21 protein-coding genes and 1 riboswitch are annotated in these 25,918 nt (G+C 74.2%); of the genes, 4 read left to right on the top strand and 17 right to left on the bottom strand.

Annotated elements, in window-relative coordinates; all coding sequences use genetic code 11:
- Positions 1-26: 26 nt before the first annotated feature.
- From thpD to ACZ56V_RS24915, 5 genes are all read right to left on the bottom strand, one after another.
- Positions 27-923 carry an ectoine hydroxylase gene (gene thpD / locus ACZ56V_RS24935; protein WP_356367250.1) on the bottom strand — a complete coding sequence of 299 codons (897 nt, stop codon included), beginning with the start codon at positions 921-923 and terminating at the stop codon, positions 27-29.
- A 6-nt stretch (positions 924-929) separates the two neighbouring features.
- Entirely contained in the window at positions 930-1,328 is a 399-nt protein-coding gene (locus tag ACZ56V_RS24930) for an ectoine synthase (protein ID WP_030184764.1), read from the bottom strand.
- A 120-nt stretch (positions 1,329-1,448) separates the two neighbouring features.
- Entirely contained in the window at positions 1,449-2,720 is a 1,272-nt protein-coding gene (ectB, locus tag ACZ56V_RS24925) for a diaminobutyrate--2-oxoglutarate transaminase (protein ID WP_468945338.1), read from the bottom strand.
- Between the two features lie 130 nt (positions 2,721-2,850).
- Positions 2,851-3,363 carry a diaminobutyrate acetyltransferase gene (gene ectA, locus ACZ56V_RS24920; protein ID WP_356367254.1) on the bottom strand — a complete coding sequence of 171 codons (513 nt, stop codon included), beginning with the start codon at positions 3,361-3,363 and terminating at the stop codon, positions 2,851-2,853.
- Positions 3,364-3,692: 329 nt separating this feature from the next.
- The gene (locus ACZ56V_RS24915) at positions 3,693-4,820 is read right to left on the bottom strand and encodes a pyridoxal-phosphate-dependent aminotransferase family protein (RefSeq protein ID WP_468945335.1); all 1,128 of its coding nucleotides are present in this window, start codon (positions 4,818-4,820) and stop codon (positions 3,693-3,695) included.
- Between the two features lie 178 nt (positions 4,821-4,998).
- On the opposite strand from ACZ56V_RS24915, the gene ACZ56V_RS24910 reads away from it, so the two are divergent.
- The 3 genes from ACZ56V_RS24910 to ACZ56V_RS24900 all read left to right on the top strand — a co-directional run bounded on the left by ACZ56V_RS24910 (position 4,999) and on the right by ACZ56V_RS24900 (position 7,758).
- Positions 4,999-5,481 carry a hypothetical protein gene (locus ACZ56V_RS24910; protein WP_398912500.1) on the top strand — a complete coding sequence of 161 codons (483 nt, stop codon included), beginning with the start codon at positions 4,999-5,001 and terminating at the stop codon, positions 5,479-5,481.
- 43 nt (positions 5,482-5,524) lie between these two features.
- Positions 5,525-6,616, top strand: a complete 1,092-nt coding sequence (locus ACZ56V_RS24905; protein WP_398912499.1) for an amidohydrolase family protein — start codon at positions 5,525-5,527, stop codon at positions 6,614-6,616.
- A 197-nt stretch (positions 6,617-6,813) separates the two neighbouring features.
- Positions 6,814-7,758, top strand: a complete 945-nt coding sequence (locus ACZ56V_RS24900) for an SCO1860 family LAETG-anchored protein (RefSeq protein ID WP_398912498.1) — start codon at positions 6,814-6,816, stop codon at positions 7,756-7,758.
- Positions 7,759-7,904: 146 nt separating this feature from the next.
- On the opposite strand, the gene cobC is transcribed toward ACZ56V_RS24900, so the two are convergent.
- The 5 genes from cobC to cobM are packed head-to-tail and all read right to left on the bottom strand — an operon-like array spanning position 7,905 to position 13,683.
- On the bottom strand, positions 7,905-8,993 hold the full coding sequence (gene cobC / locus ACZ56V_RS24895) for an Rv2231c family pyridoxal phosphate-dependent protein CobC (RefSeq protein WP_468945330.1): 1,089 nt from the start codon (positions 8,991-8,993) through the stop codon (positions 7,905-7,907).
- Complete coding sequence (locus ACZ56V_RS24890; RefSeq protein WP_468945327.1) at positions 8,965-9,879, bottom strand: sirohydrochlorin chelatase; 915 nt, start codon at positions 9,877-9,879, stop codon at positions 8,965-8,967. Before ACZ56V_RS24890 ends, cobC begins: the two co-directional genes overlap by 29 nt.
- Positions 9,876-11,636 (bottom strand): precorrin-3B C(17)-methyltransferase, encoded by a 1,761-nt coding sequence (gene cobJ / locus ACZ56V_RS24885; protein WP_468945324.1) that lies wholly within the window; start codon positions 11,634-11,636, stop codon positions 9,876-9,878. The genes ACZ56V_RS24890 and cobJ overlap by 4 nt, the downstream gene beginning before the upstream one ends.
- A complete protein-coding gene (cbiE, locus tag ACZ56V_RS24880; RefSeq protein ID WP_468945322.1) occupies positions 11,633-12,874 on the bottom strand; it encodes a precorrin-6y C5,15-methyltransferase (decarboxylating) subunit CbiE in 1,242 nt (413 codons plus the stop codon). The genes cobJ and cbiE overlap by 4 nt, the downstream gene beginning before the upstream one ends.
- On the bottom strand, positions 12,871-13,683 hold the full coding sequence (cobM, locus tag ACZ56V_RS24875; protein WP_468945319.1) for a precorrin-4 C(11)-methyltransferase: 813 nt from the start codon (positions 13,681-13,683) through the stop codon (positions 12,871-12,873). Before cobM ends, cbiE begins: the two co-directional genes overlap by 4 nt.
- 95 nt (positions 13,684-13,778) lie before the next feature.
- Here cobM and ACZ56V_RS24870 point away from each other — a divergent pair, with 95 nt between their 5' ends.
- On the top strand, positions 13,779-14,507 hold the full coding sequence (locus ACZ56V_RS24870) for a ZIP family metal transporter (protein ID WP_398912491.1): 729 nt from the start codon (positions 13,779-13,781) through the stop codon (positions 14,505-14,507).
- Positions 14,508-14,527: 20 nt separating this feature from the next.
- Here ACZ56V_RS24870 and cobI read toward each other — a convergent pair whose 3' ends face one another.
- The 7 genes from cobI to ACZ56V_RS24835 are packed head-to-tail and all read right to left on the bottom strand — an operon-like array spanning position 14,528 to position 25,453.
- The gene (cobI, locus tag ACZ56V_RS24865; protein WP_467383889.1) at positions 14,528-15,259 is read right to left on the bottom strand and encodes a precorrin-2 C(20)-methyltransferase; all 732 of its coding nucleotides are present in this window, start codon (positions 15,257-15,259) and stop codon (positions 14,528-14,530) included.
- Complete coding sequence (locus ACZ56V_RS24860) at positions 15,256-16,728, bottom strand: cobyrinate a,c-diamide synthase (RefSeq protein ID WP_468945315.1); 1,473 nt, start codon at positions 16,726-16,728, stop codon at positions 15,256-15,258. The genes cobI and ACZ56V_RS24860 overlap by 4 nt, the downstream gene beginning before the upstream one ends.
- Positions 16,725-17,324: a cob(I)yrinic acid a,c-diamide adenosyltransferase gene (gene cobO, locus ACZ56V_RS24855; RefSeq protein ID WP_467383885.1), complete on the bottom strand. Its 600-nt coding sequence runs from the start codon at positions 17,322-17,324 to the stop codon at positions 16,725-16,727. The genes ACZ56V_RS24860 and cobO overlap by 4 nt, the downstream gene beginning before the upstream one ends.
- Positions 17,324-19,336, bottom strand: coding sequence for a putative cobaltochelatase (locus tag ACZ56V_RS24850; protein WP_467383883.1), 2,013 nt, complete (start codon positions 19,334-19,336; stop codon positions 17,324-17,326). Before ACZ56V_RS24850 ends, cobO begins: the two co-directional genes overlap by 1 nt.
- The gene (gene cobN, locus ACZ56V_RS24845) at positions 19,333-22,986 is read right to left on the bottom strand and encodes a cobaltochelatase subunit CobN (protein WP_467383882.1); all 3,654 of its coding nucleotides are present in this window, start codon (positions 22,984-22,986) and stop codon (positions 19,333-19,335) included. The genes ACZ56V_RS24850 and cobN overlap by 4 nt, the downstream gene beginning before the upstream one ends.
- On the bottom strand, positions 22,983-24,491 hold the full coding sequence (locus ACZ56V_RS24840; RefSeq protein ID WP_467383881.1) for a cobyric acid synthase: 1,509 nt from the start codon (positions 24,489-24,491) through the stop codon (positions 22,983-22,985). Before ACZ56V_RS24840 ends, cobN begins: the two co-directional genes overlap by 4 nt.
- Positions 24,488-25,453 carry a cobalamin biosynthesis protein gene (locus ACZ56V_RS24835; protein ID WP_468945310.1) on the bottom strand — a complete coding sequence of 322 codons (966 nt, stop codon included), beginning with the start codon at positions 25,451-25,453 and terminating at the stop codon, positions 24,488-24,490. The genes ACZ56V_RS24840 and ACZ56V_RS24835 overlap by 4 nt, the downstream gene beginning before the upstream one ends.
- A gap of 110 nt (positions 25,454-25,563) precedes the next feature.
- A riboswitch (cobalamin riboswitch) is annotated at positions 25,564-25,706 on the bottom strand.
- Positions 25,707-25,918: the final 212 nt, after the last annotated feature.

The raw sequence follows: 25,918 nt of genomic DNA, 5'->3' as shown, positions 1-25,918 counted from the left end.
GGCCCCTGCCCGAGATCAGAAGCGGGTCACCTCACCGGAGTGAAGTCCCGCGCCCCGATGAACTCCGGCCGCCGGATCGGAGCCGCGAACGGCTCCACGGCCGTGTTCTCCACGCTGTTGAACACGATGAACACGTTGCTGCGCGGGAACGGCGTGATGTTGTCGCCCGACCCGTGCATGCAGTTGCAGTCGAACCAGGTCGCCGAGCCGGCCTTGCCGGTGAACAGCTTGATGCCGTACTCGGAGGCCATCTTCGTCAGCGCCTCGTCGGACGGGGTCCCCGCGTCCTGCATCTGCAGGGACTTCTTGTAGTTGTCCTTCGGCGTGGCCCCCGCGCACCCGAGGAACGTCTTGTGCGAGCCCGGCATGATCATCAGGCCGCCGTTGGTGTCGTAGTTCTCGGTGAGCGCGATCGAGACCGAGATCGTACGCATGTTGGGCAGGCCGTCCTCGGCGTGCCAGGTCTCGAAGTCCGAGTGCCAGTAGAAGCCGCTGGCTCCGAAGCCCGGCTTGACGTTGATCCGGGACTGGTGGACGTAGACGTCCGAGCCGAGGATCTGCCGCGCCCGCCCGACCACGCGCTCGTCGCGGACCAGTTTGGCGAAGACCTCACTGATCTTGTGCACCTCGAAGACCGACCGGATCTCCTTGGACTGCGGCTCGACGATCGAGCGCTCGTCCGCGCGGATGGCCGGGTCGGTGGTGAGCCGCTCCAGCTCCCGCTGGTACTCGGCGACCTCGTCCGGCGCGATCAGCTGGTCGATCGCGAGGAAGCCGTCGCGGTCCAGCGCCTGGAGGTCACCGGCCGACACGGGACCGGGGGTGTCCGGGGAGCCCCAGACCACCGGGTCCTGCCGGGGAGTCGCCACCTCGGTGGCGCCGCGGGTCGGATAGAGGTCGGTGACGTTCGTGGTCGTGGTCACGGTGACTCACACCTCCTCGGTGAGCAGCGGGTAGACGCCGTTCTCGTCGTGATCCTCCCGTCCGGTGACGGGCGGGTTGAAGACACAGATGCAGTGGAAGTCCTCCTTGACCTTGAGCGTGTGCCGCTCGTGGCCGTTGAGGAGGTACATCGTGCCCGGCGTGATGTGGTACGTCTTCCCCGTCTCGCGGTCGGTCAACTCCGCGTCGCCCTTGGTGCAGACGACGGCCTCGATGTGGTTGGCGTACCACATCGACGTCTCCGTACCCGCGTACAGGATCGTCTCGTGCAGGGAGAAGCCGACCTTCTCCTTGGCGAGGACGATCCGGGTGCTTTCCCAGGTGCCGGACGCGCTCTTCACGTGCCGGTCGGTGCCTTCGAACTCCTTGAACGAACGGACGATCACGGTGTTGCGATGCCTCCTAGGTGAGGATGTGCGGTGGGGTCCCCGGCGCCTTCGGCCATACGGCCCGAAGGCGCCGGAAGCAGTGGTGCCCGACGGTCCCGCCGTCGGTCGGCCGGACGGTCAGGCGGTCTCGCGCACGGCCCTGGCCAGGGTCTTCATGCCCTCGTCCAGCTCGTCGGGCGTGATGGTGAGGGCCGGCAGCAGCTTGACGACCTCGCTCTCGGGGCCGGACGTCTCGATGAGCAGCCCCAGCTCGAAGGCGCGCTTGGCGACCCGGCCCGCGCGGTCCTTGTCGTGGAACTCCAGACCCCAGACCAGACCGCGGCCCCGGTACTCCTTGATGTCGGCCAGGTTCTCCTCGGTGATGGCGATCATGTGCTGCTCGACCTGCTCACCCCGGGTGCGGGTCTGCTTCTCCATCGCCGACCCGTCGGCCCAGTACGCCTCCAGCGTGGCGGTCGCCGTGACGAAGGCCGGGTTGTTGCCGCGGAAGGTGCCGTTGTGCTCGCCCGGCTCCCAGACGTCCAGCTCGGGCTTGAACAGGGTCAGCGCCATCGGCAGGCCGTAGCCGCTGATCGACTTGGAGACGGTGACGATGTCCGGCGTGATGCCCGCCTCCTCGAAGGAGAAGAAGGCGCCGGTACGGCCGCAGCCCATCTGGATGTCGTCGACGATGAGCAGCATGTCCTGGCGCGCGCACAGGTCGGCCAGGGCACGCAGCCACTCGGCCCGGGCGACGTTGATGCCGCCCTCGCCCTGCACGGTCTCGACGATCACGGCGGCCGGCTTGTTCAGGCCGGAGCCCTGGTCCTCGAGGAGCCGCTCGAACCAGATGAAGTCCTCGACGGTCCCGTCGAAGTAGTTGTCGAACGGCATGGGCGTGCCGTGCACCAGCGGGATGCCCGCGCCGGCCCGCTTGAAGGCGTTGCCGGTCACCGCGAGGGAGCCCAGCGACATGCCGTGGAAGGCGTTGGTGAACGACACGATCGACTCGCGCCCCTTCACCTTGCGTGCCAGCTTGAGCGCGGACTCGACGGCGTTGGTGCCCGTCGGGCCCGGGAACATGACCTTGTACGGCAGGTCGCGGGGCCGCAGGATGGTGTTCTGGAACGCCTCCAGGAAGCGGCGCTTGGCGGTCGTCGACATGTCGAGCCCGTGCGTGACGCCGTCCCGCTCCAGGTAGTCGATCAGCGCGCGTTTCAGGACCGCGTTGTTGTGCCCGTAGTTGAGCGAGCCCGCTCCGGCGAAGAAGTCGAGGTACTCGTGGCCGTCCTCGTCGTACATGCGGCTGCCGACCGCACGGTCGAAGATGGTGGGCCAGCCGCGGCAGTAGCTGCGCACCTCGGACTCGACGGTCTCGAAGACGCTGAGGTCGGGCTGGGTGATGGTCACGACGAATCGCTCCTCGTGGGGTGAGGGTGGGAGAGGAAGGTCGTACGGCTCCGGGGGACCGGTGCGGTCCGCCGGGAAGTCTGGGGGCCGGACTGGCACGGGGTGCCGGGCCGTCCGGACTGCCGGTCGGTCAGCCGGTGGTGGACAGGGGGCCTATGCGGTACAGCACTTCGGGCTCGTGCGGTCCGTCGGGGAACACGTCCGTGTCGAACAGCACCTCGCGCTCCAGCCGGGCGCCGCGGCGCTCGGCGAACGAGGTGAACAGCCGCTGGGACGCGGTGTTGTCGGGGGAGATGGTGGTCTCCAGGGTGGTCAGCCCGCGTTCCGCGACGGTCCGCTCGGCCAGCCCGTCGAGCAGGGAGGCGGCGAGCCGGCGCCCGCGGTACGCCGCGTCCACCGCCACCTGCCACACGAGCAGGGTGTCCGGGCGGTCCGGTCGCACGTAGCCGGTGACGAAGCCGACCGGCTCACCGCGCTCGTCGCGGGCGACGGCCGACGTCGCGGCGAAGTCCCGGCACCAGAGCAGATAGCTGTAGGAGGAGTTGAGGTCGAGGACCTTGGAATCCCTCGCTATCCGCCACAGGGCGGCACCGTCGGCCACTCTCGGACGATCGATTTGCAGGTCTGCTTGCGCGGCAGTCATGCAAATTGAATTTACCCAGCGAAATTCGAAATTGCATCGCCGGATGGGGTTACGAATGGGCGCTCCGTGTGTTATCACGCGTGCGCGTGCCTCCGCGCGAGATGGCGGCGTTATGTGGCGATTTGCCGGGAACTTAAGCCGCATAACGGGCAGCTTGTGGATCGGGTCACAATCACGTAACCCGTGCGAGACGTGTCCGAAATGCGAAGGTCGGCTGTCGTGAAATCTTTGTGTTTAGGTCCGAGGAAAGCGGGCAGAAGAATACGGGAAGCTGCGCTGAGTGGAATTCCTTAATTCTGCTGGTGTGAGCATCGGGAATTCCCTCTAATTCATCCCTGTGAAAGGCCGGGTCCGTTCGGCAGCCCCCATGCCTCCTCGGCGGCCCGCCGGGCGGCCTCCGGGTCGGCCTTCACGCCCCGCTCGGCCAGCGCGGCACCCAGTGCCGCCAGGCAGCCCTGCACGGCCCCGCGCGTCGCGTCCGGACCGTAGTGGTTGACCCGGATCATCCCGCCGGCCAGCGCGCCGCCGCCCGCGGCCAGCGGCAGCGCCGGGTCGGACTCCAGGGCACGGGCCACCAGCGCGGACGCGTCGACGTCCGACGGCGTCCGCAGCGTCGTGGCGACCGGCGCCGCGTCCGCCGCCTCGTACACGTACGGCTCCAGGCCGCCCAGCGCGAGCGCGCCGGCCCGGGTGGCCGCCGCGGCGGACGCGTGCCGCGCCATCACCGTCTCGGGGCCCTCCGCCTCGATGCGCTCGACGCAGGCCTCCAGCGCGAGCATCTCCAACTGCGCCGGCGCGTGCAGCAGCGCCTTGCGCCCGCCGTCGATCCAGCGCTCCTTCCAGTCCAGCAGCGACAGGTACGACCGCCGCGGAGCGTTCGGGTTCGCCGCCATCCGCGCCCAGGCCCGCTCGCTCACCGACACCGCCGAGACCCCGGCCGGGCCGCCCATCGCCTTCTGCGCGCCGATCACGCACAGGTCCACGCCCCACGCGTCCGGCAGCACCGGCTCGGCGCCCACGGAGGCCACCGCGTCCAGGTAGAACAGGGCGCCGTGCGCCCGCACCACCTCGCCGATCTCCGCGACCGGGTTGGTGTTGCCGGTAGCCGCCTCGGCGTGCACGAGGGACACGAAGTCGGTCTCCGGGTGCTCGGCGAGGGCCCGGCGGACCTGCTCGGCGGAGACGGCGGTGTGGAACGGCACGGCGAGGTCGTGCACGGTCGCGCCGCAGTCCCGCAGCCAGTTCCCGAAGGTCTGCCCGTACGGCCCCGTGATGATGTTCAACGCGACGGTGCCGGGGCCCGCGGCGGCGCGGATCGCGCCCTCCAGCGGCAGCAGCGCCTCGCCCTGCATGACCACCACGTCCTGCCCGGTGCCGAGCAGGCGCGCGACCCGGTCCTCGATCGCGGCGAAACGTCCGGCGCTCAGCGGGGGGAGGTCCAGGAAGGGATGGGTCACGGCGGTGCTCTCTTCGGTAACGGCGGGTGTGCGGCGCGGGTACGCGGCGTACGGAGTCGAGAGTAACCATGGCGTCCGCCGGCACTCGCGCCGGAGGGTTTCCGTTGCGACACCCCCACGCCCGGAATCGTGGCTTCCGTCACAGCCGAAGCAGTCGCCGGCCTGATGGACTGGCCCCGTGTTCCTCGTCCTCCTGCTGGTCGTCGTGGTCGCCGTGGTGTCGGCCTTCGGGCTGACCGGCCACGGCGCGAGCGTCCTCGCCGCCCGCCGCGCCCGGGGGTCCGGTGCCGGACCGGTGCTGCACGCCCTCGCCGCGTTCGCCGGTGCGGCCGCCGTCGCGGCGTACGCCTGGGGGCTGCTCCACGTGACCGGCGCCGTCATGGAGTCCGGCGGCGGCGCGGGCTCCGCACCGGCGCCGCCCTGCCGCATGCCGGGCTACGAGGAGCGCGCCGCCCGCGTCATCGACCAGTCGGTCTCCTTCCTGCCCCTGGGTTTCGTCTGCGAGACCACCGGCGGCGGCGAGTACACCAGCGACGACGTCCCCGGCTACGTCAATCCGGCCACCGCCGTCCTGGCCCTGACGGCCGTCGCGAGCGCCGTCGGGGCCGGGTACGCGACCGAGCTGCGCACCCGCGCGGCAGCGCGCGGCGGGCGCCGGTGACCGGCCCCGGACGGGCGTGCGGGCACCGTCTAGGGTGCGGGGCATGAGCGATCGCGCGGTGCTGCACGTGAAGGGTCGGGTGCTCGTCGGACCGGAGGAGGTCCGGGACGAGGTGTGGGTGATCGACGGCCGTATCTCGTACGACCGCCCCGCCGGCGCGGCCGACGTCCGCACCGTCGAGGGCTGGGCGCTGCCCGGCCTGGTCGACGCGCACTGCCACGTCGGCCTGGACCAGCACGGGGCGGTCCCCGCGGACGTCGCCGAGAAGCAGGCGCTGACCGACCGCGAGGCGGGCACCCTCCTCATCCGCGACGCCGGCTCGCCCTCCGACACCCGCTGGATCGACGACCGCGAGGACCTCCCGAAGATCATCCGGGCGGGCCGGCACATCGCCCGCACCCGCCGCTACATCCGCAACTACGCCTGGGAGGTCGAGCCCGAGGACCTCGTCGCGTACGTCGCCCAGGAGGCCCGGCGCGGCGACGGCTGGGTGAAACTGGTCGGCGACTGGATCGACCGCGACCTCGGCGACCTGTCGGCCTGCTGGCCGCGCGGCGCCGTCGAGGCGGCCATCGCTCAGGCGCACCGCCTGGGCGCCCGCGTCACCGCGCACTGCTTCGCCGAGGACTCCCTGCGCGACCTGGTCGAGGCCGGCATCGACTGCGTCGAGCACGCCACGGGGCTCACGGACGACACGATCCCCCTCTTCGCCGAGCGGGGCGTCGCCATCGTGCCCACCCTCGTCAACATCGCCACCTTCCCCGCGCTGGCCGACGGCGGCGAGACCCGCTTCCCGCGCTGGTCGGCCCATATGCGCCGGCTCCACGAGCGCCGCTACGACACCGTGCGCAACGCCTACGACGCCGGGATTCCGGTCTTCGTGGGCACCGACGCGGGCGGTGCCCTCGCCCACGGGCTGGCCGGGGCCGAGGTCGCGGAGCTGGTCACCGCGGGCATCCCGCCCGTCGAGGCCCTCGCCGCGACGACCTGGGCCGCCCGGCGCTGGCTCGGGCGTCCGGGCCTGGAGGAGGGCGCACCGGCGGACCTGGTGGTGTACGAGCAGGACCCGCGCGCGGACGTGCGCGTGCTCACCGCTCCGCGCCGGGTGGTGCTCAACGGGCGGGTCGTCGGTTAGCCGACGGGAGTGACGCCGGGGAACACCCGTGCGAGAAGGCGCGGGGAGGATTCGAAAGGGTTCGCCAAAACCCCACGAAGGGGTGAAGTGCCCTGAGTTCGCTGACGGTTCGGTGGATGCGGGGACATTCTGTCCGGGTCCCAAGCATGTCGCTCATGCGTGCCCCGCACGCATGTCTCACTGGGGGTCCCACCACCTTGAACGGCAACACCTTCCGCATGCCCGCACGCCGTCTCGCCACCGTCGCGGCGGCCACCGCCCTGGCCGCGGGCCCCGCGACCCTGGCCGGCGCGGGATCCGCCCACGCGACCGGCGACCACGGCCGCGCGAGCGCCACCGTGCTGCGCACCGGGCTCGACGTCTCCCTGCTCAACAAGACCGTGAACGTCCCGCTCGCGGTCACCCTCAACGAGGTGCAGGCCCCCGGGGACGCCGAGAAGACCGCGCTCACCGCCCGGCTGGACGGCGTCGACGGCGGCAAGCCCTTCAGCGTCCTGCGCGCCGACGTCGCCGAGGCGAAGGCGACCGCGAACGCCGGGAAGAGCGAGGGCTCCACCACGCTGGCCCGCGCCCGGCTGCACGTCCCCGGCCTGCCGCTGCTGTCGGTGATCGAGGTCCAGGAGGTCACCTCCACGGCGACCTGCGAGGCCGGGAAGAAGCCGGTCGCCGACGCCAACCTGCTGGGTCCGGTGACCGTCCTCGGCAAGAAGGTCACGCTCACCACCGGCGGGACGACGGACGTGAAGGTGCCCGGCGTCGGCGAGGTCCGGCTCGACCTCTCGAAGGAGGAGACCACCTCCCGCACGGCCGCCGCCACCGCGCTCGAACTCAGGGTTTCCGTCAACCCCCTCGACCTGAACGTCGCCGAGGTCGACGGCACCGTCACCCTGGCCAAGGCGACCTGCGAGTCCCCGTCCGCCCCGACGCACGAGGCCGAGCAGCCCCCGGCGAAGGCCGAGGAACCCCCGGCCGAGCAGGACGCCGGCCCCGCCGCGGACGTGAAGCCCCAGGGCGCCCGCACCGAGGCGGACCTGGCCGAGACCGGCGGCGGCTCCGCGACCCCGTACATCGCGGCCGGCGCGGCGGCCCTGGTCCTGGCAGGCGGCGGCGCACTGCTCCTGGCCAGGCGCAGGCACGGCTGACGGCGAGGGGCCCGGCCGGGCGGGGCTGACGGCGAGGGGACCGGGCAGGTGGGGCTGACGGCGAGGGGCCCGGCCGGGCGGGGCTGACGGCGAGGGGACCGGGCAGGTGGGGACGGCGGTGCGGGGCCGGTTGGAGGGGGCGGGGCTCAGGATGGTTTCGGTGTCGCCAGTGCGCGCTCCAGGGCGTGCAGGAAGCCGTCCGTCGTCATCCGGTCCCGTACCGCCAGGCGCAGCCACCCCTCGCCCAGCCCCGGAAAGGTGTCCCCGCGCCGGACCGCGTACCCCAGGCCGCGCAACCGGTGCCGTACGGCGGTCGCGTCCGGGATGCCGACCAGGACGAAGGGACCCTCGGCAGGACCGACGACCCGCACCCCGGCACCGGCGAATTCCGCCAGCCCGGCGACGAGACGGTCCCGGTCGGCGGCGACGCGGTGGGCGGCGTGGGCGGCCTCCGCCAGTGCCCGCGGCGCCACGCACACCTCGGCCGCCGCCAGCGCGGGCGTGGACACCGGCCACAGGGGCTGGGCGCGCTCCAGTTCGGTGATCGTCTCCGGGTCGGCCAGCACGTACCCGATGCGCAGCCCCGCCAGCCCCCACGTCTTGGTGAGGCTGCGCAGGACGACGAGCCCGGGTACGTCCCGGCGCCCGGCCAGCGCCTCCCGTTCGCCCGGCACCGCGTCCATGAACGCCTCGTCCACGACCAGCGTCCGCCCGGGCCGGGCCAGCGACGCGAGCACGCCCGCCGGGTGCAGCACCGAGGTGGGGTTCGTCGGGTTGCCGACCACCACCAGGTCGGCGTCCTCGGGGACGTCGGCGGGGTCGAGGCGGAAGCCGTCCGCCGCCCCCAGCAGCACCCGGCCGACCGTGTGCCCCGCGTCCCGCAGCGCCGCCTCGGGCTCGGTGAACTGCGGGTGCACCACGACCGGCCGGCGCACCTTCAGCGCCCGCGCCAGCAGCACGAACGCCTCCGCCGCCCCGGCCGTCAGCAGCACCCGCTCCACCGGCAGCCCGTGCCGCGCCGCCACCGCCGCCCGCGCGGCCCGTCCGTCCGGGTAGGCGGCGAGCGAGCCGAGCGAGGCGGCGACGTGCTCACGCAGCCAGGCCGGGGGAGTGTCCGCGCGGACGTTCACCGCGAGGTCCACCAGCGCCGAACCCTCGTCGCGCACCTCGGCGTCCCCGTGATGGCGCAGATCGGGCCCCTGGGCCTCAGTGTGCATGGGAGTGCGCGTGTCCATGCCCGTGATGGTGCCCGTGGTGGTCGCCGTCGTCGTCGGGGTGGAAGTGCGGCTGCTGCGGCAGCCCCACCTTGTCCTCGAACCCCGGCAGCGCGATCCGGTACACGCAGCTGTCGCAGTTCATCCGCAGATCGCCCTCGACGGCCTCCTCGTACCGCTCCCACACCAGATCCAGCAGCTCGGGCTCCGGACCGATCACGTCCGCCGACCGCACCTCGGTCTCCGGGTGCGCGGCGGCCCACTCCTCGGTCTGGTGCCGGACCCGGTCCGGGAGGATGCCGGTGAACAGGAAGTACGGCAGCACGACGACCCGCCGCGCCCCCAGCCGCACGCACCGGTCCAGGCCGCCCGGCACGTCCGGCGCCGCCAGCGACACGAACGCCGTCTCCACGGCCGCGTAACCGCGCCCCTCCCACAGCAGCCGCGCCGCCTTGAACACCTCGGCGTTGGCGTCCGGGTCCGTCGAGCCGCGGCCGACCAGCAGCACGGTCACCTCGGACGGGTCCCAGGACGGGTCGACCGCCTCCGCGAGGCGCCGCTCCAGCACCCGCAGCAGCGCGGGGTGCGGGCCCAACGGGCGCCCGTAGGTGTAGGAGATGCCGGGGTGGCGCTCCTTCTCGCGCGACAGCGCCGCCGGAATGTCGCCCTTGGCGTGGCCGGCGGACACCAGCATCAGCGGCACGGCCGCGAACCGGCGCACCCCGCGCTCCACCAGCTCCGTCACCGCATCGCCCAGCGGCGGCGGGGACAGCTCGATGAAGCCGCCCGCGACGGGCAGCTCGGGGTGGCGTCGGCCCAGCTCGCGCACGAAGTCGCGGAACGCCTCGGCTCCGGCCTCGTCCCGGGTGCCGTGTCCGGAGATGAGCAGGGCGGGCGGGGTCGTCACAGGTTCTCCTCGGGTGTCTCGGACTCGGACGTCCCGGACTCGGAGGCCCGGGAGGAATCGGCAGGGGAGCGGCGGGTGGCCGGATCCTCCTGCCAGCGGTAGCCGCGCGGCGTCACCATGCGCCCGGCGATCTCCCGGGTCGCGGTGTTGCCCACCGTCACGACGGTCATCATGTCGACGGTCGCCGGGTCGAGCGCGGCGAGCGTGGACAGGCGGCTCGACTCGTCGGCCCGCGACGCGTTGCGCACGACGCCCACCGGAGTCGCCGGCTCCCGGTGCTCCGCGAGGATCGCCAGCGCCTTGGGCAGCTGCCAGTCGCGGCCCCGGCTGCGCGGGTTGTAGAACGTCACGACGAGGTCCGCCTCGGCCGCCGCGCGCACCCGGCGCTCGATGACCTCCCACGGCGTGTGCAGGTCGGACAGGCTGATGGACACGTGGTCGTGGCCGAGCGGCGCGCCCAGGATCGCCCCGGCCGCCAGCGCCGCCGTCACGCCCGGCACCCCGACCACGTCGATGTCGTCGCTCGCCTCGGCCAGCGCGGGCGAGGCCATGGCGTACACCCCGGCGTCCCCGCTGCCGATCAGCGCGACGGCGTGCCCGCGCCGCGCCTCCTCGACCGCGGTGCGGGCCCGCTCCTCCTCCGCGCCGAGCCCCGACTCCAGCACCCGCGTGCCGGGCCGCAGCAGATCGCGGACCTGGTCGACGTACTGGTCGAGCCCGACCAGCACCGACGCCCGCCGCAGCTCCGCCCGCGCCCGCGGCGTCACCAGGTCCCGGGCGCCGGGCCCGAGCCCGACCACCGCGAGCCGCCCGCGCCCCGGCCGCCGTACCACCGCACAGGTCGCCATCGCGGGCACCGCCGCCGACTTCCGCTTGGGCACGAGGAGTTCGCCCCCGCGCACCAGCGCCGCCGCCTCCGCGACCGACGGGGTGCCCACGGCCGCGAGCGGGGCGTCGGAGGGGTTGGGCACCTCGACGCCCGCCAACGCGTCGGCCGGGTACGTCACCAGGGGCACGCCCAGCCGCCCGGCGGTCCCGACGATCCCGGGCTCCTCCGCCTTGGCGTCCACGGTGGCCAGCTCGGCCACCGACGCCGCCGACAGCCCCGCCTCGCGCAGCGCGGCCTCCACCAGGGCGAGCACCTCGTCCACCGGCGCCCCCCTGGACGCGCCGACGCCGACGACCAGGGACGGCGGACGCAGGACGGCCTCGCGCTCGGACGGCTCCACCGCACGGTCCGTCACCCGGACCGTGTACGCCCCGTCGGCCGCGACCGGGAGCGGCGGCAGCGGCCAGGCCACCTCCGCGCGCAGCGCCACCGGCTCGCCGTCCAGCAGCGCCCGCGACACCCCGGCGACATCGCCCTCGACGGGCAGCCCGAGCGTGTCCAGACCGGCCAGCCCGACCGCGTCGGTCGCCGTCGTCACCACCGGCTCCGCGCCCAGCACCTCGCCGACCGCGCGGGCCAGTTCGTTCGCACCGCCCCCGTGCCCGCCGACCAGCGACACGGCGAACCGCCCGCCCTCGTCGACACACACCACACCCGGGTCGGTCCGCTTGTCGTCCAGCAGCGGCGCCACCAGCCGGACCACGGCCCCCGTGGCCAGGAAGCACACCAGCCGCTCGCACTCGGCGAACGCGGACCGTACGGCGTCCGCGACGGGACCCTCGTACACGCGCGTGCGCTCCGGCCACGCCGCGGCCAGCCGGTCCCGCGCCGCCGCTCCCGCCGCCGTGGCGGAAATGAGCCCGATCAAGGGGCAACTCCTTCGGTACGGCTGTGCGGCCTGACGCCCCACAGCAGGAAGACGGGATTGGTGGCCGCGAGCCGGGTCACATCCCCCGGCAGCGGCGCGAGCCGCGAGGACTGCAGCAGCACCCCGTCGCAGTCGAGACCGGCGTCGAGCAGCGCCCGACGGGCCGCGGGCACCCGGTCCAGCGCGGCCATCGCGACGACCACGGCGCGCCGGGCCCGACGCGCGCACTCGGCGACGATCGCGGGCAGTTCGCGCCCGCCACCGCCCACGAACACCGCGTCCGGGTCCTCGTCCAGGCTGGCCAGCACCCCGGGCGCCGCCCCGTGCACCACCCGCACGTCCACACCGTGCGCGGCGGCGTTGGCGCGGACCCGCCCGACACCGTCCGTCGTCTTCTCGACGGCGGTGACGGCGGCGCCCAGCCGCGCGCACTCCACGGCCACGGACCCGGAGCCCGCGCCGACGTCCCACACCAGGTCGCCGGGGCGCGGCCCGAGGCGGGCCAGCGCCAGCGCCCGCACCTCGAACTTGGTGATCATCGAGTCGCGGTGGGCGAACTCCGCCTCGTCCAGCGCCCATCCGGCGGGCCCCGGCCGCGGCCCCGCGACCGCCCGCGCCGGCCCCAGCGCCCGCGCCTCGTCCAGGCACAGCACCACGCTGACCGCCGTCCCCCAGTCCCGGGCGGCGGCCTCGGCGGGCGTCACCCGCTCCACGCGCTCCCCGGCAGAGCCCAGCGCGGAGGCGACGACGAACACCCGCCCGTCGGACCCCAGCGCGGCCCCCAGCTCCGCCGGACCGGCCCCGGGCCCCGTCAGCACGGCGACCTTCGGGTGCGCCCGGCACAGCTGCACCGCCGTCCGCAGGTCCCGCCCGTGCGCGCTCGCCACCACGGCGTCGTCCCACGGCAGCCCGGCCCGCGCGAAGGCCGCGGCGACCGAGGAGATCCCGGGCCGCACGTCCAGCCGCTTCGGACCGAACCGCTCGGCCAGCGCCCGCACGATCCCGAAGAACCCCGGATCACCGGAGGCCAGCACGGTCACCGGCCGCTCCTCGGCGACGTACTCCGCGACCGTGTCCAGGGCGGGCGCCAGCGCCCCGAGGACGACCGTCCGGGCCCCCTCCGGCAGCCGTACGGAGTCCAGGTGCCGCCGCCCCCCGACGACCAGCTCCGCACCCGCGGCGACGTCCCCGGCGGGAGCCGCACCGGAGGAGGCTCCCATTCCGACCACGGTGATCACGTGCTCGCACCCCGCGAACGCAGTTCCCGGCGCGCCTCCGGGTCGGCCTTGCGATAGCCGTGGAAGTGCCCCGGGTGGTAGAGGTGCGAGCGGGTGCCGTGCGCGTCGAGGGCCGGGCCGACCAGGAACAGGGTGTGCTTCCAGAGCTTGTGCTCCTTGACCGTCTCCTCCAGTGTCCCGATCGTGCACCGCACGACCAGCTCCTCGGGCCAGGTGGCCTGGTAGGCGACGACGACCGGCGTCTCGGTCGGATAGCCGCCCTCCAGCAGCTCCCGAACCAGCTGGCCGCTGCGGGCCGCCGACAGGAAGACCGCCATCGTCGTGCCGTGCTTCGCGAACTCGCGGACCTCCTCCCCGGGCGGCATCGGCGTCTTGCCCCCGCCGAGCCGGGTGAGGACCACGGACTGCGCGACCTCCGGGATCGTCAGCTCCCGTCGCGCGAGCGCGGCGACCGCGGAGAACGCGGAGACACCGGGCACCACCTCGGTCGCGACGCCGATCTCCGCGCACCGGTCGAGCTGCTCCTGCGTGCCGCCCCACAGCGCCGGGTCGCCGGAGTGGATGCGGGCCACCCGCAGCCCCTCCTGCCGCGCCCGCCGGTAGACGGCGACGACGTCCTCCAGCGACATCGTCGCCGAGTCCAGCACCTCGGCGCCCTCCCGGGCGTGCTGGAGCACCTCCGCCTGGACGAGGCTCGCCGCCCAGATCACTACGTCCGCCTCGGCGATGGCGCGCGCCGCACGGAACGTCAGCAGGTCGGCGGCGCCGGGACCGGCACCGACGAAGGTCACCTTGGCCTCGGAATCCATCGTTTTCGGTCCTCTCCTGTGCGTCCTGCGCATATTTACTGCGGTTGCTGCTGTCGTACGCGCGTGAACGCGACGTGATCGGATACCAAGGGCCCATGGCGGTCTTCGTCGCGCTCGGCGCGTTCCTGATGACGCTGGCCGGCGGCTGGACGGCCCAGCGCGTGACCGACCGGCGCCACCTCGTCCTGGGCCTGGCCGGCGGCCTCATGCTGGGCGTGGTCGGCCTCGACCTGCTGCCGGAGGCCCTGGAGGCGGCGGGCGACGAGGTGTTCGGCGTGCCGGCCGCCCTGCTGCTCTTCGTCGCCGGATTCCTGCTCGCGCACCTGGTGGAACGCCTGCTGGCGGCCCGCCGCGCCGCGCACGGCGCCGACGAGCACGGCCACCGCTCGCCCGAGGTGGGCCTGACGGCCGCGTCCGCGATGGTCGGTCACAGCGCCATGGACGGTGTGGCGATCGGCGCGGCCTTCCAGGTCGGCGGCGGCATGGGCGCGGCGGTCGCGATGGCGGTGATCGCCCACGACTTCGCGGACGGCTTCAACACCTACACACTGACCAGCCTGTACGGCAACGCCCGCCGCCGGGCCGTCGCCATGCTGGTCGCCGACGCGCTGGCCCCCGTCGTCGGCGCGGCCTCCACCCTCCTGTTCACCATCCCGGAGGGCGCGCTCGGCGCCTATCTCGGCCTCTTCGGCGGCGTGCTCCTGTACCTCGCCGCGGCCGAGATCCTCCCCGAGGCCCACCACGAGCACCCCGCCCGCTCGACCCTGCTGTGCACGGTCGCGGGCGCGGCGTTCATCTGGCTGGTCGTGGGCATCGCCGAGTGAGCGCCGCGCACCACGGGCGTTCACAGCTTCCCGCCCCGCCCGCCCTCGCGCCGGGCGGGCGCGATGAGCGTCGACAGATACGGCAACGGCGCCCCGTCCAGCTCGCCGGCGGGCCGTACGGACTCCTCCGGCAGCCCGAGCGCCGACCCCCACACGGCGTCGTCCAGCCGCCCGCTCTCCCGCAGCGCCTCGGCCACCTCGGCCGCCTGCCGGCCGAACTTGTAGGCGACGACCGTGCCGGGCCCGTGCAGCGCCTCCTTGAGCACGGCGGCCCCCGCGGTGACCGGCACCAGCGTCAACGGCTCGGTGCCCTCGGTCAGTACGGCCCCCGACCGCGCCGCGAGGTCCTGCATGGCGGTGATCCCGGGCACGGTCTCCACGACGGTGCCCGGCACCAGCGCGCCGACGGTCTGCGCGAGATAGGTGAAGGTCGAGTACACGTTGGGATCGCCGATGGTCGCGAAGGCGACGGCGGCGTGCTCCCGCAGCAGTCCGGCCACCCGCTCCCCGGCCGCGTCCCAGGCCGCCTCGCGCCGCGCCCGGTCGGTGCGCTCGTTCAGCGCGAACACGACCCGTACGACCTTCTCGCCGCCCACGTAGTGCAGGACCGTCGCCTCGGCGCGCCCGCGTTCACCGGAGTCCATCACGGGCACGACCACGACATCGGCGGCCCGGAGCGCGTTGACCCCCTTCACGGTCACCAGCTCCGGGTCCCCGGGCCCGACCCCCACACCGATCAGCCTGCTGCTCATGACGTCCGGCACCTCTCCACGAACCGACGGGCGACACCGGGCTCGGCCGCCCAGTGCGTGTGCAGATAGCTCGCGTGCACACCGCGCTCCACAAATCCCTCGACGCGCCGCTCGGGCGCCCGCATCCCCCAAGCCGGCGCCGCCCCGGCCCCCGGCTCCACGACCGTCCGGTGGAACTCGTGCCCCCGCAGCCGCGTCCCCGCCCCGGCCAGCGCGCTGTCGGACACGGCCACGGCGTCCCGGTAGCCCAGCGTCAGCCGCTCCGACATCCGGGCGGAGGCGTCCAGCACCCCGCACATCGGCAACCCGTCCAGCTCCCGGCACAGATACAGCAGCCCCGCGCACTCGGCGGCGACGGGAGCACCGCTGAGCGCCAGCTCGGCGACGGACTTCCGCAGCCCCTCGTTGGCGGACAGCTCGGCGGCGTACACCTCGGGGAACCCGCCCCCGACGACGAGCCCGGCGGTCCCCTCGGGAAGCTCCTCGTCCCGCAACGGGTCGAACGTGACGACCTCCGCCCCGGCGGCGGCGAGCAGCTCGGTGTGCTCGGCGTAGGAGAAGGTGAAGGCGGCCCCTCCGGCGACGGCGACGCGCTTCTTCAGCCCGTCCGGCGCTTGAGGACGAGGCCGGCCAGGCCGAAAGCGGGGATCCGGGGGCGCAGCCCCCGGGGACGGGACGGGAGGGGTCGGCGGGGGCGAGGAGACCAAGGCCTCGCCCGCGTCCCACGCCGCACAACCCAACGCCCCCGCACTCCGCGCCAGACCGGTCAACGCCTCCAGATCACACCCGTCGGCCACCTGCGCCGCCATCGCCGCAACCGCCTCCACCGCCTGCGAACGCCGCTCGGCGACAGGAACCAACCCCAGATGCCGAGAAGGCGTCTCCACGGGCGCGGCCCGCCGCAACACCCCGAGCACCGGCACCCCGACGGAGTCCACCGCCTCCCGCAGCAGCGCCTCGTGCCGGTCCGACGCGACCTTGTTCAGGATCACGCCGCCGATCCGCACCTCCGGGTCCCAGCTCACGAACCCGTGCACCAGCGCCGCCACCGACCGCGACTGCGACGACGCGTCCACGACCAGCACCACCGGCGCCCGCAGCAGCTTCGCGACCTGCGCGGTGGACGCCAGCTCGCCCTCGCCGGCGGCCCCGTCGTACAGCCCCATCACGCCCTCGACCACGGCGATGTCGCAGCCGCGCGCCCCGTGCAGGAACAGCGGTCCGACCAGCTCGGGCCCGCACAGGTACGCGTCGAGGTTGCGCCCGACCCGTCCGGTGGCGAGCGCGTGGTAGCCGGGGTCGATGTAGTCCGGCCCGACCTTGTGCGGCGACACGGCGAGCCCGCGCCCGGCGAGCGCGGCCATCAGCCCGGTGGCGACGGTGGTCTTGCCGCTCCCGGACGAGGGCGCGGCGACGACCAGCCGGGGAACGGCGGAGCGGGTGGGGGAGGCGGAGTCGGAGGAGGTCACCACTCGATGCCCCTCTGCCCCTTCTGCCCCGTGTCCATCGGATGCTTGACCTTGGACATGTCGGTGACGAGGTCGGCGCACTCCACCAGCGCGTCGGGCGCGTTCCGCCCGGTGATCACGACGTGCTGGGTCCCCGGCCGCTCCCGCAGCACGGACACCACCTCGTCGGTGTCGACCCACCCCCAGTGCATCGGATAGGCGAACTCGTCCAGCACGTACAGCTTGTACGTCTCGGCGGCCAGGTCCCGCTTGACCTGCTCCCAGCCCTCCCGGGCCTTCTCCTCGTTGTCCAGCTGCGCGTCGCGCTGGACCCAGGACCAGCCCTCGCCCATCTTGTGCCAGTCGACCGACCCGCCCTCGCCGCTGGCGCCCAGCACCCGCAGGGCGTTCTCCTCGCCGACCTTCCACTTGGCCGACTTGACGAACTGGAACACCCCGATCGGCCACCCCTGGTTCCAGGCGCGCAGCGCCAGCCCGAAGGCGGCGGTGGACTTGCCCTTCCCGACGCCCGTGTGCACCACGACCAGCGGACGGTTGCGCCGCTGACGGGTCGTCAGCCCGTCGTCCGGTACGACACTCGGCTTCCCCTGCGGCATTACGCGGCCCTCCTGCTGCCCTGCACGTCCTTCACGAGCCCGGCGATCGAGTCCGCCCGCAGCTCGTCCAGCGTCACCGCCGTACCGCCCAGCTCACCCGCGAGCTGCCCGGCGAGCCCGAGCCGCACCGGCCCCGACTCGCAGTCGACGACCACCGAGGCGGTGCCCTCGGCGGCGAACAGCCGCGCGGCACGCCCGGCCAGCGCGACGGGCTCCGGGCCCCCGGTCGCCCGTCCGTCCGTCACCACCACGACCAGCGCCCGCCGCGCGGGATCCCGCAGCCGCTCCACCCGCAGCACCTCGTGCGCCTTGAGCAGCCCGGCCGCGAGCGGCGTACGCCCCCCGGTCGGCAGCGACTCCAGGCGGACCGCCGCCGCGTCCACCGACGAGGTCGGCGGCAGCGCCACGTCGGCGGCCGCACCCCGGAAGGTCACCAGCCCCACCTTGTCCCGCCGCTGGTAGGCGTCCAGCAGCAGCGACAGCACGGCACCCTTGACGGCGCCCATCCGCTGCCGCGCGGCCATCGACCCGGAGGCGTCCACGACGAACAGCACGAGATTGCCCTCACGCCCCTCGCGCGTCGCCTGCCGCAGATCGTCCCGGCGCACCACCAGCCCCGGCCCGCTGCGCCCCCGCGCCCGCTGGTGCGGTGCGGCGGCCTGCACGGTCGCCGCGAGGTGCAGCTTGGTCAGCGCCCCCCGGGGCCGCCGGGCCCCGATGGTCCGCCCGTGCTCGGCCCGCGCCCGCGAACGCCGCCCGGCGGCACCCTCGCCGAGCCCCGGCACGCTCAGCACCTTGGTCCGGAACGGCTCGGCGGCCCGCGCGGGGGACTGCTCACCGGCGCCGCCGGACGGCTGCGGCTCCCCGTCCTCCCCGGCCTCGGGACGCGCGGCGGCGTCGCCGTCACCCCGCGGCGCGTCGTCGGGCTCGGGCTGCCCACCGGGACCGCCGCCGGGGCCCGGACCGGGATCGTCGTCCCCGTCGGGCCCGTCCCCGTCCTGCCCGCCGAACTCCTCCAGCGTCTCGTCCAGCTTGTCCTCGTCGAGCCCCGGCGCGTCGAACGGATTGCGCCGCCGCCGGTGCGGGAGCGCGAGCAGCGCCGCCTGCCGCACGTCCTCCGCGAGCACCTCCGTCCGCCCGGCCCAGGCCGCCAGCGCGGTCGCCGTCCGCGCCATCACGATGTCGGCCCGCATGCCGTCCACCTCGAAGGCCGCGCATGTCGCCGCGATCTGCCGCAGCGCCCCGTCGCCCAGCCGCACCGACGGCAACAGCTCCCGCGCCGCCACGATCCGCGCCCGTACGGCGGCCTCCTCGTCGGCCCAGCGCACCGCGAAACCGGCCGGGTCGTCGTCGTGGGCCAGCCGGCGCCGTACGACCTCCACGCGCTGGTCGGGCTCGCGCGAGGCGGCGACCTCGACGGTCAGGCCGAACCGGTCCAGCAACTGCGGGCGCAGCTCGCCCTCTTCGGGGTTCATGGTCCCGACGAGCAGGAACCGCGCGGCATGCCGCACCGACACGCCCTCGCGTTCGACGTACGAGGCGCCCATGGCGGCGGCGTCCAGCAGCAGGTCCACGAGGTGGTCGTGGAGCAGGTTGACCTCGTCGACGTAGAGGATCCCGCGGTGCGCGTCGGCCAGCAGGCCCGGCTCGAAGGCCTTCACGCCCTCCGCCAGCGCGCGCTCGATGTCCAGGGCGCCCACCAGCCGGTCCTCGGAGGCGCCGACCGGCAGCTCGACCATCCGGGCAGGGCGCGACGCGAACGCGCCCGGCTCGTGCGGGCCGTCCGGGCAGCCCGGGTCGGGGGAGTCGGGGTCACAGGAGAAGCGGCACCCGGAGACGACGTCCACCTCCGGCATCAGCGCCGACAGCGCCCGCACGGCCGTGGACTTCGCGGTGCCCTTCTCGCCGCGGACCAGCACACCGCCGACCGCCGGTGAGACGGCGTTCAGCAGCAACGCGAGCCGCAGGTCGTCCTGGCCCACGACGGCCGTGAACGGGAACGGGGTACTCACTTGTCGTCACCCTCCAAGTCACCTTCGAGCTCCAGATAAGTGGCGCGCAGCCGCTCCAGCGTCTCCGCGTCCGGCTCCGCCCACAGCCCCCGGTCCGCGGCCTCCAGCAGCCGCTCCGTGATGCCGCGCAGCGCCCAGGGGTTGGACTTCTTCATGAAGTCCCGGTTCTCCGGGTCGAAGACGTACTCGGCGCTGAGCCGCTCGTACATCCAGTCGTCCACCACCCCGGCCGTGGCGTCGTACCCGAAGAGGTAGTCCACGGTGGCCGCCATCTCGAAGGCGCCCTTGTAACCGTGCCGCCGCATCGCCGCCATCCACCGCGGGTTGACCACCCGGGCCCGGAAGACCCGGTGCGTCTCCTCGCCCAGCGTCCGGGTCCTCACCTGGTCGGGAGTGGCGGAGTCGCCGACGTACGCCTCGGGGGATTCGCCCGTGAGGTGCCGCACCATGGCGACCATGCCGCCGTGGTACTGGAAGTAGTCGTCGGCGTCCACGAGGTCGTGCTCACGCGTGTCCACGTTCTTCGCCGCCACCGCGATCCGCCGGAACGCCGTCTCCATGTCCCCGCGCGCCGCCCGCCCGTCGAGCCCGCGCCCGTAGGCGTAGCCGCCCCACACCGCGTACACCTCGGCGAGGTCCGCGTCGGAGCGCCAGTTGCGGGCGTCGATCAGCGGGAGCAGACCCGCGCCGTACGCGCCCGGCTTGGAGCCGAAGATGCGGGAGGTGGCCCGGCGCCGGTCGCCGTGCTCGGCGGTGTCCTCGTCGGCGTGCGCCTTCACGAAGTTGGACCCGGCGGGCTCGTCCAGTTCCGCGACCGCCCGCACCGCGTCGTCGATCAGCCCCACCACGTGCGGGAACGCGTCCCGGAAGAAGCCCGAGATGCGCACCGTGACGTCGATGCGGGGCCGGCCCAGCTCCTCGGCCGGCACCACCTCGAAGCCCGTCACCCGGCGCGAGGCGTCGTCCCACACCGGACGGCACCCCAGCAGGGCCAGGATCTCCGCGATGTCGTCACCCTGGGTGCGCATCGCGGACGTGCCCCAGACGGTGAGGCCGACGGACTTCGGGTACTCGCCCGTGTCGTTCAGGTACCGCTGGATCAGCGAGTCCGCTAGCGACTGCCCGACCTCCCAGCTCAGCCGGGACGGGATCGCCTTCGGGTCGACGGAGTAGAAGTTCCGGCCGGTCGGCAGGACGTTGACCAGCCCGCGGGTCGGGGAGCCCGACGGTCCGGCAGGCACGTAGCCGCCGTCCAGGGCCCGCAGGATGTGCCCGATCTCGTCCGTGGTCCGGGCCAGGCGCGGCACGACCTCCGTGCAGGCGAACTCCAGCACCGCGACCGCGTCGGGGAGCTCGGTGCCCAGCACGTCGCGCACCAGGCCCGGTACGGCCGCCGGGTCCCACGCCCGCAGCTCCATCCCCTCCGCGACCCGCCGGCACAGCTGTTCGAGCAGGTCGATCGCGTCGGCCGCCGACCGGGCCGGACCGTCCACCAGCTCCGTCAGCTCCACCGGCACCTTCACCGGGGCACCGGGCTCGGCCAGCAGCTCCTTCTCCACCAGGCCGAAGTGCTCGGCCAGGGACGCCCTCAGGCCCGGCAGGGCGTTCGCCTGCCCGCCCCACACCTGCGAGGCGCGCAGCACCGCGAGGACCAGGTTGACGCGCGGCTCGCCGACCGGGCCGCCGCCCAAGACGTGCAGGCCGTCGCGGATCTGCACGTCCTTGATCTCGCACAGGTAGCCGTCGATGTGCATGACGAACTCGTCGAAGGCGTCGTCGTCCGGCTGGTCGTCCACGTGCAGGTCGTGGTGGAGCTCGGCCGCCTTGACCAGCGTCCAGATCTGCGCCCGGACCGCCGGCGCCTTCGTCGGGTCCAGGTCGGAGACGAGCGCGTACTCGTCGAGCAGCTGCTCCAGCTTGGCCAGGTCGCCGTAGGTGTCGGCACGCGCCATGGGCGGGACGAGGTGGTCGACCACCGTGGCGTGGCCGCGCCGCTTGGCCTGGGTGCCCTCGCCGGGGTCGTTGACGATGAACGGGTAGATCAGCGGCAGGTCGCCGAGTACGGCGTCCGGCGCGCAGCCCGCGCTCAGGCCGAGGCCCTTGCCCGGCAGCCACTCCATCGTGCCGTGCTTGCCCATGTGCACGATCGCGTCGGCGCCGAAACTGTGCTCCAGCCACCGGTAGGCGGCCATGTAGTGGTGCGACGGCGGCATGTCCGGGTCGTGGTAGATCGCGATCGGGTTCTCCCCGAAGCCGCGCGGCGGCTGGATCATCACCACGACGTTCCCGAACTGGAGCGACGCCAGCACGATGTCGTCCCCGTCGACGTACAGCGACCCCGGCGGCTCGCCCCACGCCTCGGTCATCGCGTCCCGCAGCTCCGGGTCCAGCTTCTCGAACCAGGCCCGGTAGTCGGCCAGCGGTACCCGCGCGGGCGCGGCGGCGAGCTGGTCCTCGGTCAGCCACTCCACGTCGTGGCCGCCGGCCGCGATCAGCCGGTGGATCAGCTCGTCGCCCTCGGAGGGGTATTCGCCGACCCCGTACCCCGCGTCCCTGAGCGCGTCCAGCACCCGCACCGCCGACGCCGGGGTGTCGAGACCGACCGCGTTGCCGACGCGGGAGTGCTTGGTCGGGTACGCCGTGAAGACCAGCGCGAGCTTCTTGTCGGCGTTCGCCTTGTGCCCGAGCGCCGCGTGCCGTACGGCGATGCCGGCGACCCGCCCGGCCCGCTCGGGGTCGGCGACGTACACCGGCACCTCGTCGGGACCCTGCTCCTTGAAGGAGAACGGCACGGTGACCAGGCGCCCGTCGAACTCCGGGATCGCGACCTGCATCGCCGCGTCCATCGGGGAGAGGGCGGCGTCGGAGGCCTCCCAGGCGGCCCGGGAGGAGGTGAGGCAGAGCCCTTGCAGCACCGGCACGTTCAGGTCGGCCAGGGCCCCGATGTCCCACGCCTCCTCGTCGCCGCCCGCCGAGGCCTGCGAGGCGTGCGTGCCGCCCGCCGCGAGGACGGTGGCGACCAGGGCGTCGGTCCGGCCCAGCAGCTCGTACAGCCCCGGGTCCGCGCCGCGCAGCGAACCGCAGTACACGGGCAGGGCGTTGGCGCCGCGCGCCTCGATCGCGTCGCACAGCGTGTCGACGAACGCGGTGTTGCCGCTCAGGTGGTGGGCGCGGTAGAAGAGCACGCCGACCGTCGGGCGGCCGGCCACGACGTCCCGGGAGCCGTGGACGCCGTACTCCGGCATCTTCTCCGGCTCGTCGAAGCCCTCGCCGGTCAGCAGCACCGTGTCCGACAGGAAGCGGGCGAGCTGGGTGAGGTTGTCCGGGCCGCCCTCGACCAGGTAGCGCAGCGCCTGCGCCACCACCCCGGCCGGGACCGACGACTCGGCCATCAGCTCCGCGTCCGGCACGCTCTCGCCGCCGAGCAGGACGGTAGGGATGCCGGCGGCCTTCAGCGCGGCCAGCCCGTCCTCCCAGGCGCGCTTGCCGCCGAGCAGGCGCACGACGGCGAGGTCCGCGCCCTCGACCAGGCCCGGCAGCTCCTCCCGGACGTCGACCCGGGTCGGGTTGCCGATCCGGTAGGCGGCGTCCGACGCGCGGGCCGCCAGCAGGTCCGTGTCGGCGGTCGACAACAACAACACTGTGCTCATGCGGGCGCTCCCGGTGGAATGAAGGGCAGTCCTTGCGGCGCGCCGGACTCGATGAGCCGCCACAGCGCGTCCGTGTCCGCGTGGTGTTCGATCAGGTCGCCGAGCCGGTCGAGCTGCTCCTCGCGCAGCGCGGCGAACGAGGTGTCGGGGGCCGGCACGAAGCGGCGGCCCGCGGCGGCGGCCACCTCGCGCAGGAACGCCCGCCGGAAGCCGTCCGACTCCAGCGAACCGTGCCAGTGCGTGCCCCAGGTCTGGCCGACCCGGCAGCCGTCCAGGAAGGGATCGCCCCCTGCGACGTCGGCGACCCCGTGGTGGATCTCGTACCCCTCGACGCGCTCGCCGAGGGCCTCGCCCACCGGCCGGGTGAGGGTCTTCTCGCGGGCGAACCGCACCCGCACGGGCAGCAGTCCGAGCCCGTCCACGTGCCCGGCGCGGGACTCGACCTCGTCCTCGATGTGCTCCCCGAGGAGCTGGAAACCGCCGCAGACGCCGAGCACGGGCCGCTGCTCGGCGACCCTGCGGACGATCGCGTCCGCGAGCCCCCGCTCCCGCAGCCACTGAAGCGCCCGCACCGTCCCCCGCGTCCCCGGCACGATCACCAGGTCCGCGTCGGCCAGCTCCTCCGGCCGGTCCACGAACCGCACCACGACACCCGGTTCGGCGGCCAGCGCGTCCACGTCCGTGAAGTTGGACATCAGCGGCACCGCGCAGACGGCGACCCGCAGCACGTCCTCCCCGACGGGCGGCGCGACCACCGACTCCCGCACGGTCCCGCGCAGCGAGACCCGCAGTCCGTCCTCCTCGTCGATGCCGAGCCCGTGCCGGAACGGCAGCACACCGTACGTCCGCCGCCCGGTGAGGCCGTGCAGCATGTCGAGGCCCGGCTCCAGCAGCGACACGTCGCCCCGGAACTTGTTGACCAGGAACCCGGCGACCAGCGCCTGGTCCTCCGGGGCCAGCAGCGCCACCGTGCCGAAGAAGGAGGCGAAGACGCCCCCGCGGTCGATGTCGCCGACGACGAGGACCGGGAGTCCGGCCCCCCGGGCGATCCCCATGTTCACGATGTCGGTGCGGCGCAGGTTGATCTCGGCCGGGCTGCCCGCCCCCTCGCAGATCACCGCGTCGTAGGTGGCGCGGAGTTCGGCGAGCGAGTCGAGGACCGTGCCGAGCAGTCGCTCCTGGCGGCCGCCGTGGTAGCCGCGGGCGCTCATCTCGCCGACGGGCCTGCCGAGCAGCACGACCTGGCTGCTGCGCTCCCCGCCGGGCTTGAGCAGCACCGGGTTCATGTGCGCGGTCGGCTCCACCCGGCAGGCCTGGGCCTGCATGGCCTGCGCCCGCCCGATCTCCGCGCCCTCGCGGGTCACGAAGGAGTTCAGTGACATGTTCTGCGCCTTGAAGGGCGCCACCTTCACGCCCTGCCGCACCAGCCAGCGGCAGATCCCGGCGGTGACGACGCTCTTGCCGGCGTCGGAGGTGGTGCCGGCGACGAGCAGACCACCGTTCATGACGTACGTCCCTTCCTGACGATGCCGCGCGCGAGCAGCCGTGCGCCCGCGCACACGCCCAGCGCCAGCCAGCTCACGCGCCGGGACAGCCGTACCGCCCGGTCGATGTCGCCGGAACCGGCCCGTACCGGGCGCCCCGCGGCGCCGTTGAGGACGGGCCGGTGCTCGACCCGCCCGCCGTAGGAGAGCGTCCCGCCGAGCCGCACGCCCAGGGCACCGGCGAACGAGGCCTCCACGGGCCCCGCGTTGGGGCTCGGGTGCCGTGCGGCGTCCGCGCGCCAGGCCCGCGCCGCGCCCCGCGGGTCGACACCGGCCACCGTGGTCAAGGCGGCGGTCAGACGGGCGCCCGGCCAGCCCACGAGGTCGTCCAGGCGGGCCGAGGCCCAGCCGTAGCGGCGGTACCTGGGCGACTTGTGGCCGACCATGGCGTCCAGCGTGTTGACGGCCCGGAAGCCGAGCAGCCCCGGCACACCCGCCACGGCGCCCCACACCAGGGCGCCCACGACCGCGTCCGAGGTGTTCTCGGCGACGGACTCCACGACCGCCCTGGCGACGCCGTCGGCGTCCAGCGCCTGCGGGTCCCGCCCGCACAGGTGCGGCAGCCGCGCCCGGGCCGCCTCGACGTCCCCGGCCTCCAGGGCCCGGCCGACGGCGGCGGCCTCGCGGGCCAGCGAGGTGCCGCCGACCACGGCCCAGGTGGCCGCGCCGGTCAGTGCGACGGAGGCGGCGGGGGAGCGGTGTACGGCACGGGAGGCGGCCAGCCCGAGGGCGGCGGCGCCACCGGCGCACACGGCGGTGTGCAGGGCGCCCCAGCCCCGGTGGTCCCGCCACAGCACCCGTTCCACGGCGCCCGCGGCACGGCCGAACGCGGCGACCGGATGTCCGCGGCGCGGGTCGCCGAGGAGCAGGTCGCCGAGGAGGCCGGCGGCGGCGCCGTACGCGAAGACGCGTCCGGCACGCATGGGCTCAGCCGGTCACACGGTCGGGGAAGCACCTGGTGCTGTGCGTCGGGCGGGGGCGGCGGCAGCCGGGCATCGCGTCATGTCCTCACTCAGGGTGTCCACGCCCTGGTTCGAAGAGTCCGGCGGTGAGAGTTCCTGGCTCCCGGGGATTCCTGTTCCCCGGTCACAGTGGCGGGACCGCGCCGGATTCGCACCGGGCTTCCTCTCCTGCCGCCGTAGATGGCCCCGGAAGTCCACCACGGCCCGCGAACACCCGTCAACCTGGCGTTGACCTGCGACGGGGGAGTGTGCGAAGGCCCACACGCGAGTGGTGTGCGCCGGCACGCGAAGGGGCGGGGCGCGGAACGGTTCGAGTCCGTTCCGCGCCCCCCCCCCTCTTTTGTGCCCGTTGGCCGGGCGGCGGCCGAACGGGGGTTGAGAGGTGGTCCGGCGACGAGCCGGTAGACCCCATCCGCCCCCACCACC

It is taken from the genome of Streptomyces sp. NPDC034099 (assembly GCF_055575415.1).
This window is presented reverse-complemented; position numbering and strand designations above follow the sequence as displayed.

What these genes read in the sequence shown, in the direction of transcription:
- ACZ56V_RS24840 (WP_467383881.1), bottom strand. Translation starts at nt 24,491, where the DNA reads ATGAACGGTGGTCTGCTCGTCGCCGGCACCACCTCCGACGCCGGCAAG.
- ectA (WP_356367254.1), bottom strand. Translation starts at nt 3,363, where the DNA reads ATGACTGCCGCGCAAGCAGACCTGCAAATCGATCGTCCGAGAGTGGCC.
- cobN (WP_467383882.1), bottom strand. Translation starts at nt 22,986, where the DNA reads ATGAGCACAGTGTTGTTGTTGTCGACCGCCGACACGGACCTGCTGGCG.
- ACZ56V_RS24870 (WP_398912491.1), top strand. Translation starts at nt 13,779, where the DNA reads ATGGCGGTCTTCGTCGCGCTCGGCGCGTTCCTGATGACGCTGGCCGGC.
- cobC (WP_468945330.1), bottom strand. Translation starts at nt 8,993, where the DNA reads ATGGACACGCGCACTCCCATGCACACTGAGGCCCAGGGGCCCGATCTG.
- ACZ56V_RS24835 (WP_468945310.1), bottom strand. Translation starts at nt 25,453, where the DNA reads ATGCGTGCCGGACGCGTCTTCGCGTACGGCGCCGCCGCCGGCCTCCTC.
- cobM (WP_468945319.1), bottom strand. Translation starts at nt 13,683, where the DNA reads ATGGATTCCGAGGCCAAGGTGACCTTCGTCGGTGCCGGTCCCGGCGCC.
- ACZ56V_RS24905 (WP_398912499.1), top strand. Translation starts at nt 5,525, where the DNA reads ATGAGCGATCGCGCGGTGCTGCACGTGAAGGGTCGGGTGCTCGTCGGA.
- cobI (WP_467383889.1), bottom strand. Translation starts at nt 15,259, where the DNA reads ATGAGCAGCAGGCTGATCGGTGTGGGGGTCGGGCCCGGGGACCCGGAG.
- cobO (WP_467383885.1), bottom strand. Translation starts at nt 17,324, where the DNA reads ATGCCGCAGGGGAAGCCGAGTGTCGTACCGGACGACGGGCTGACGACC.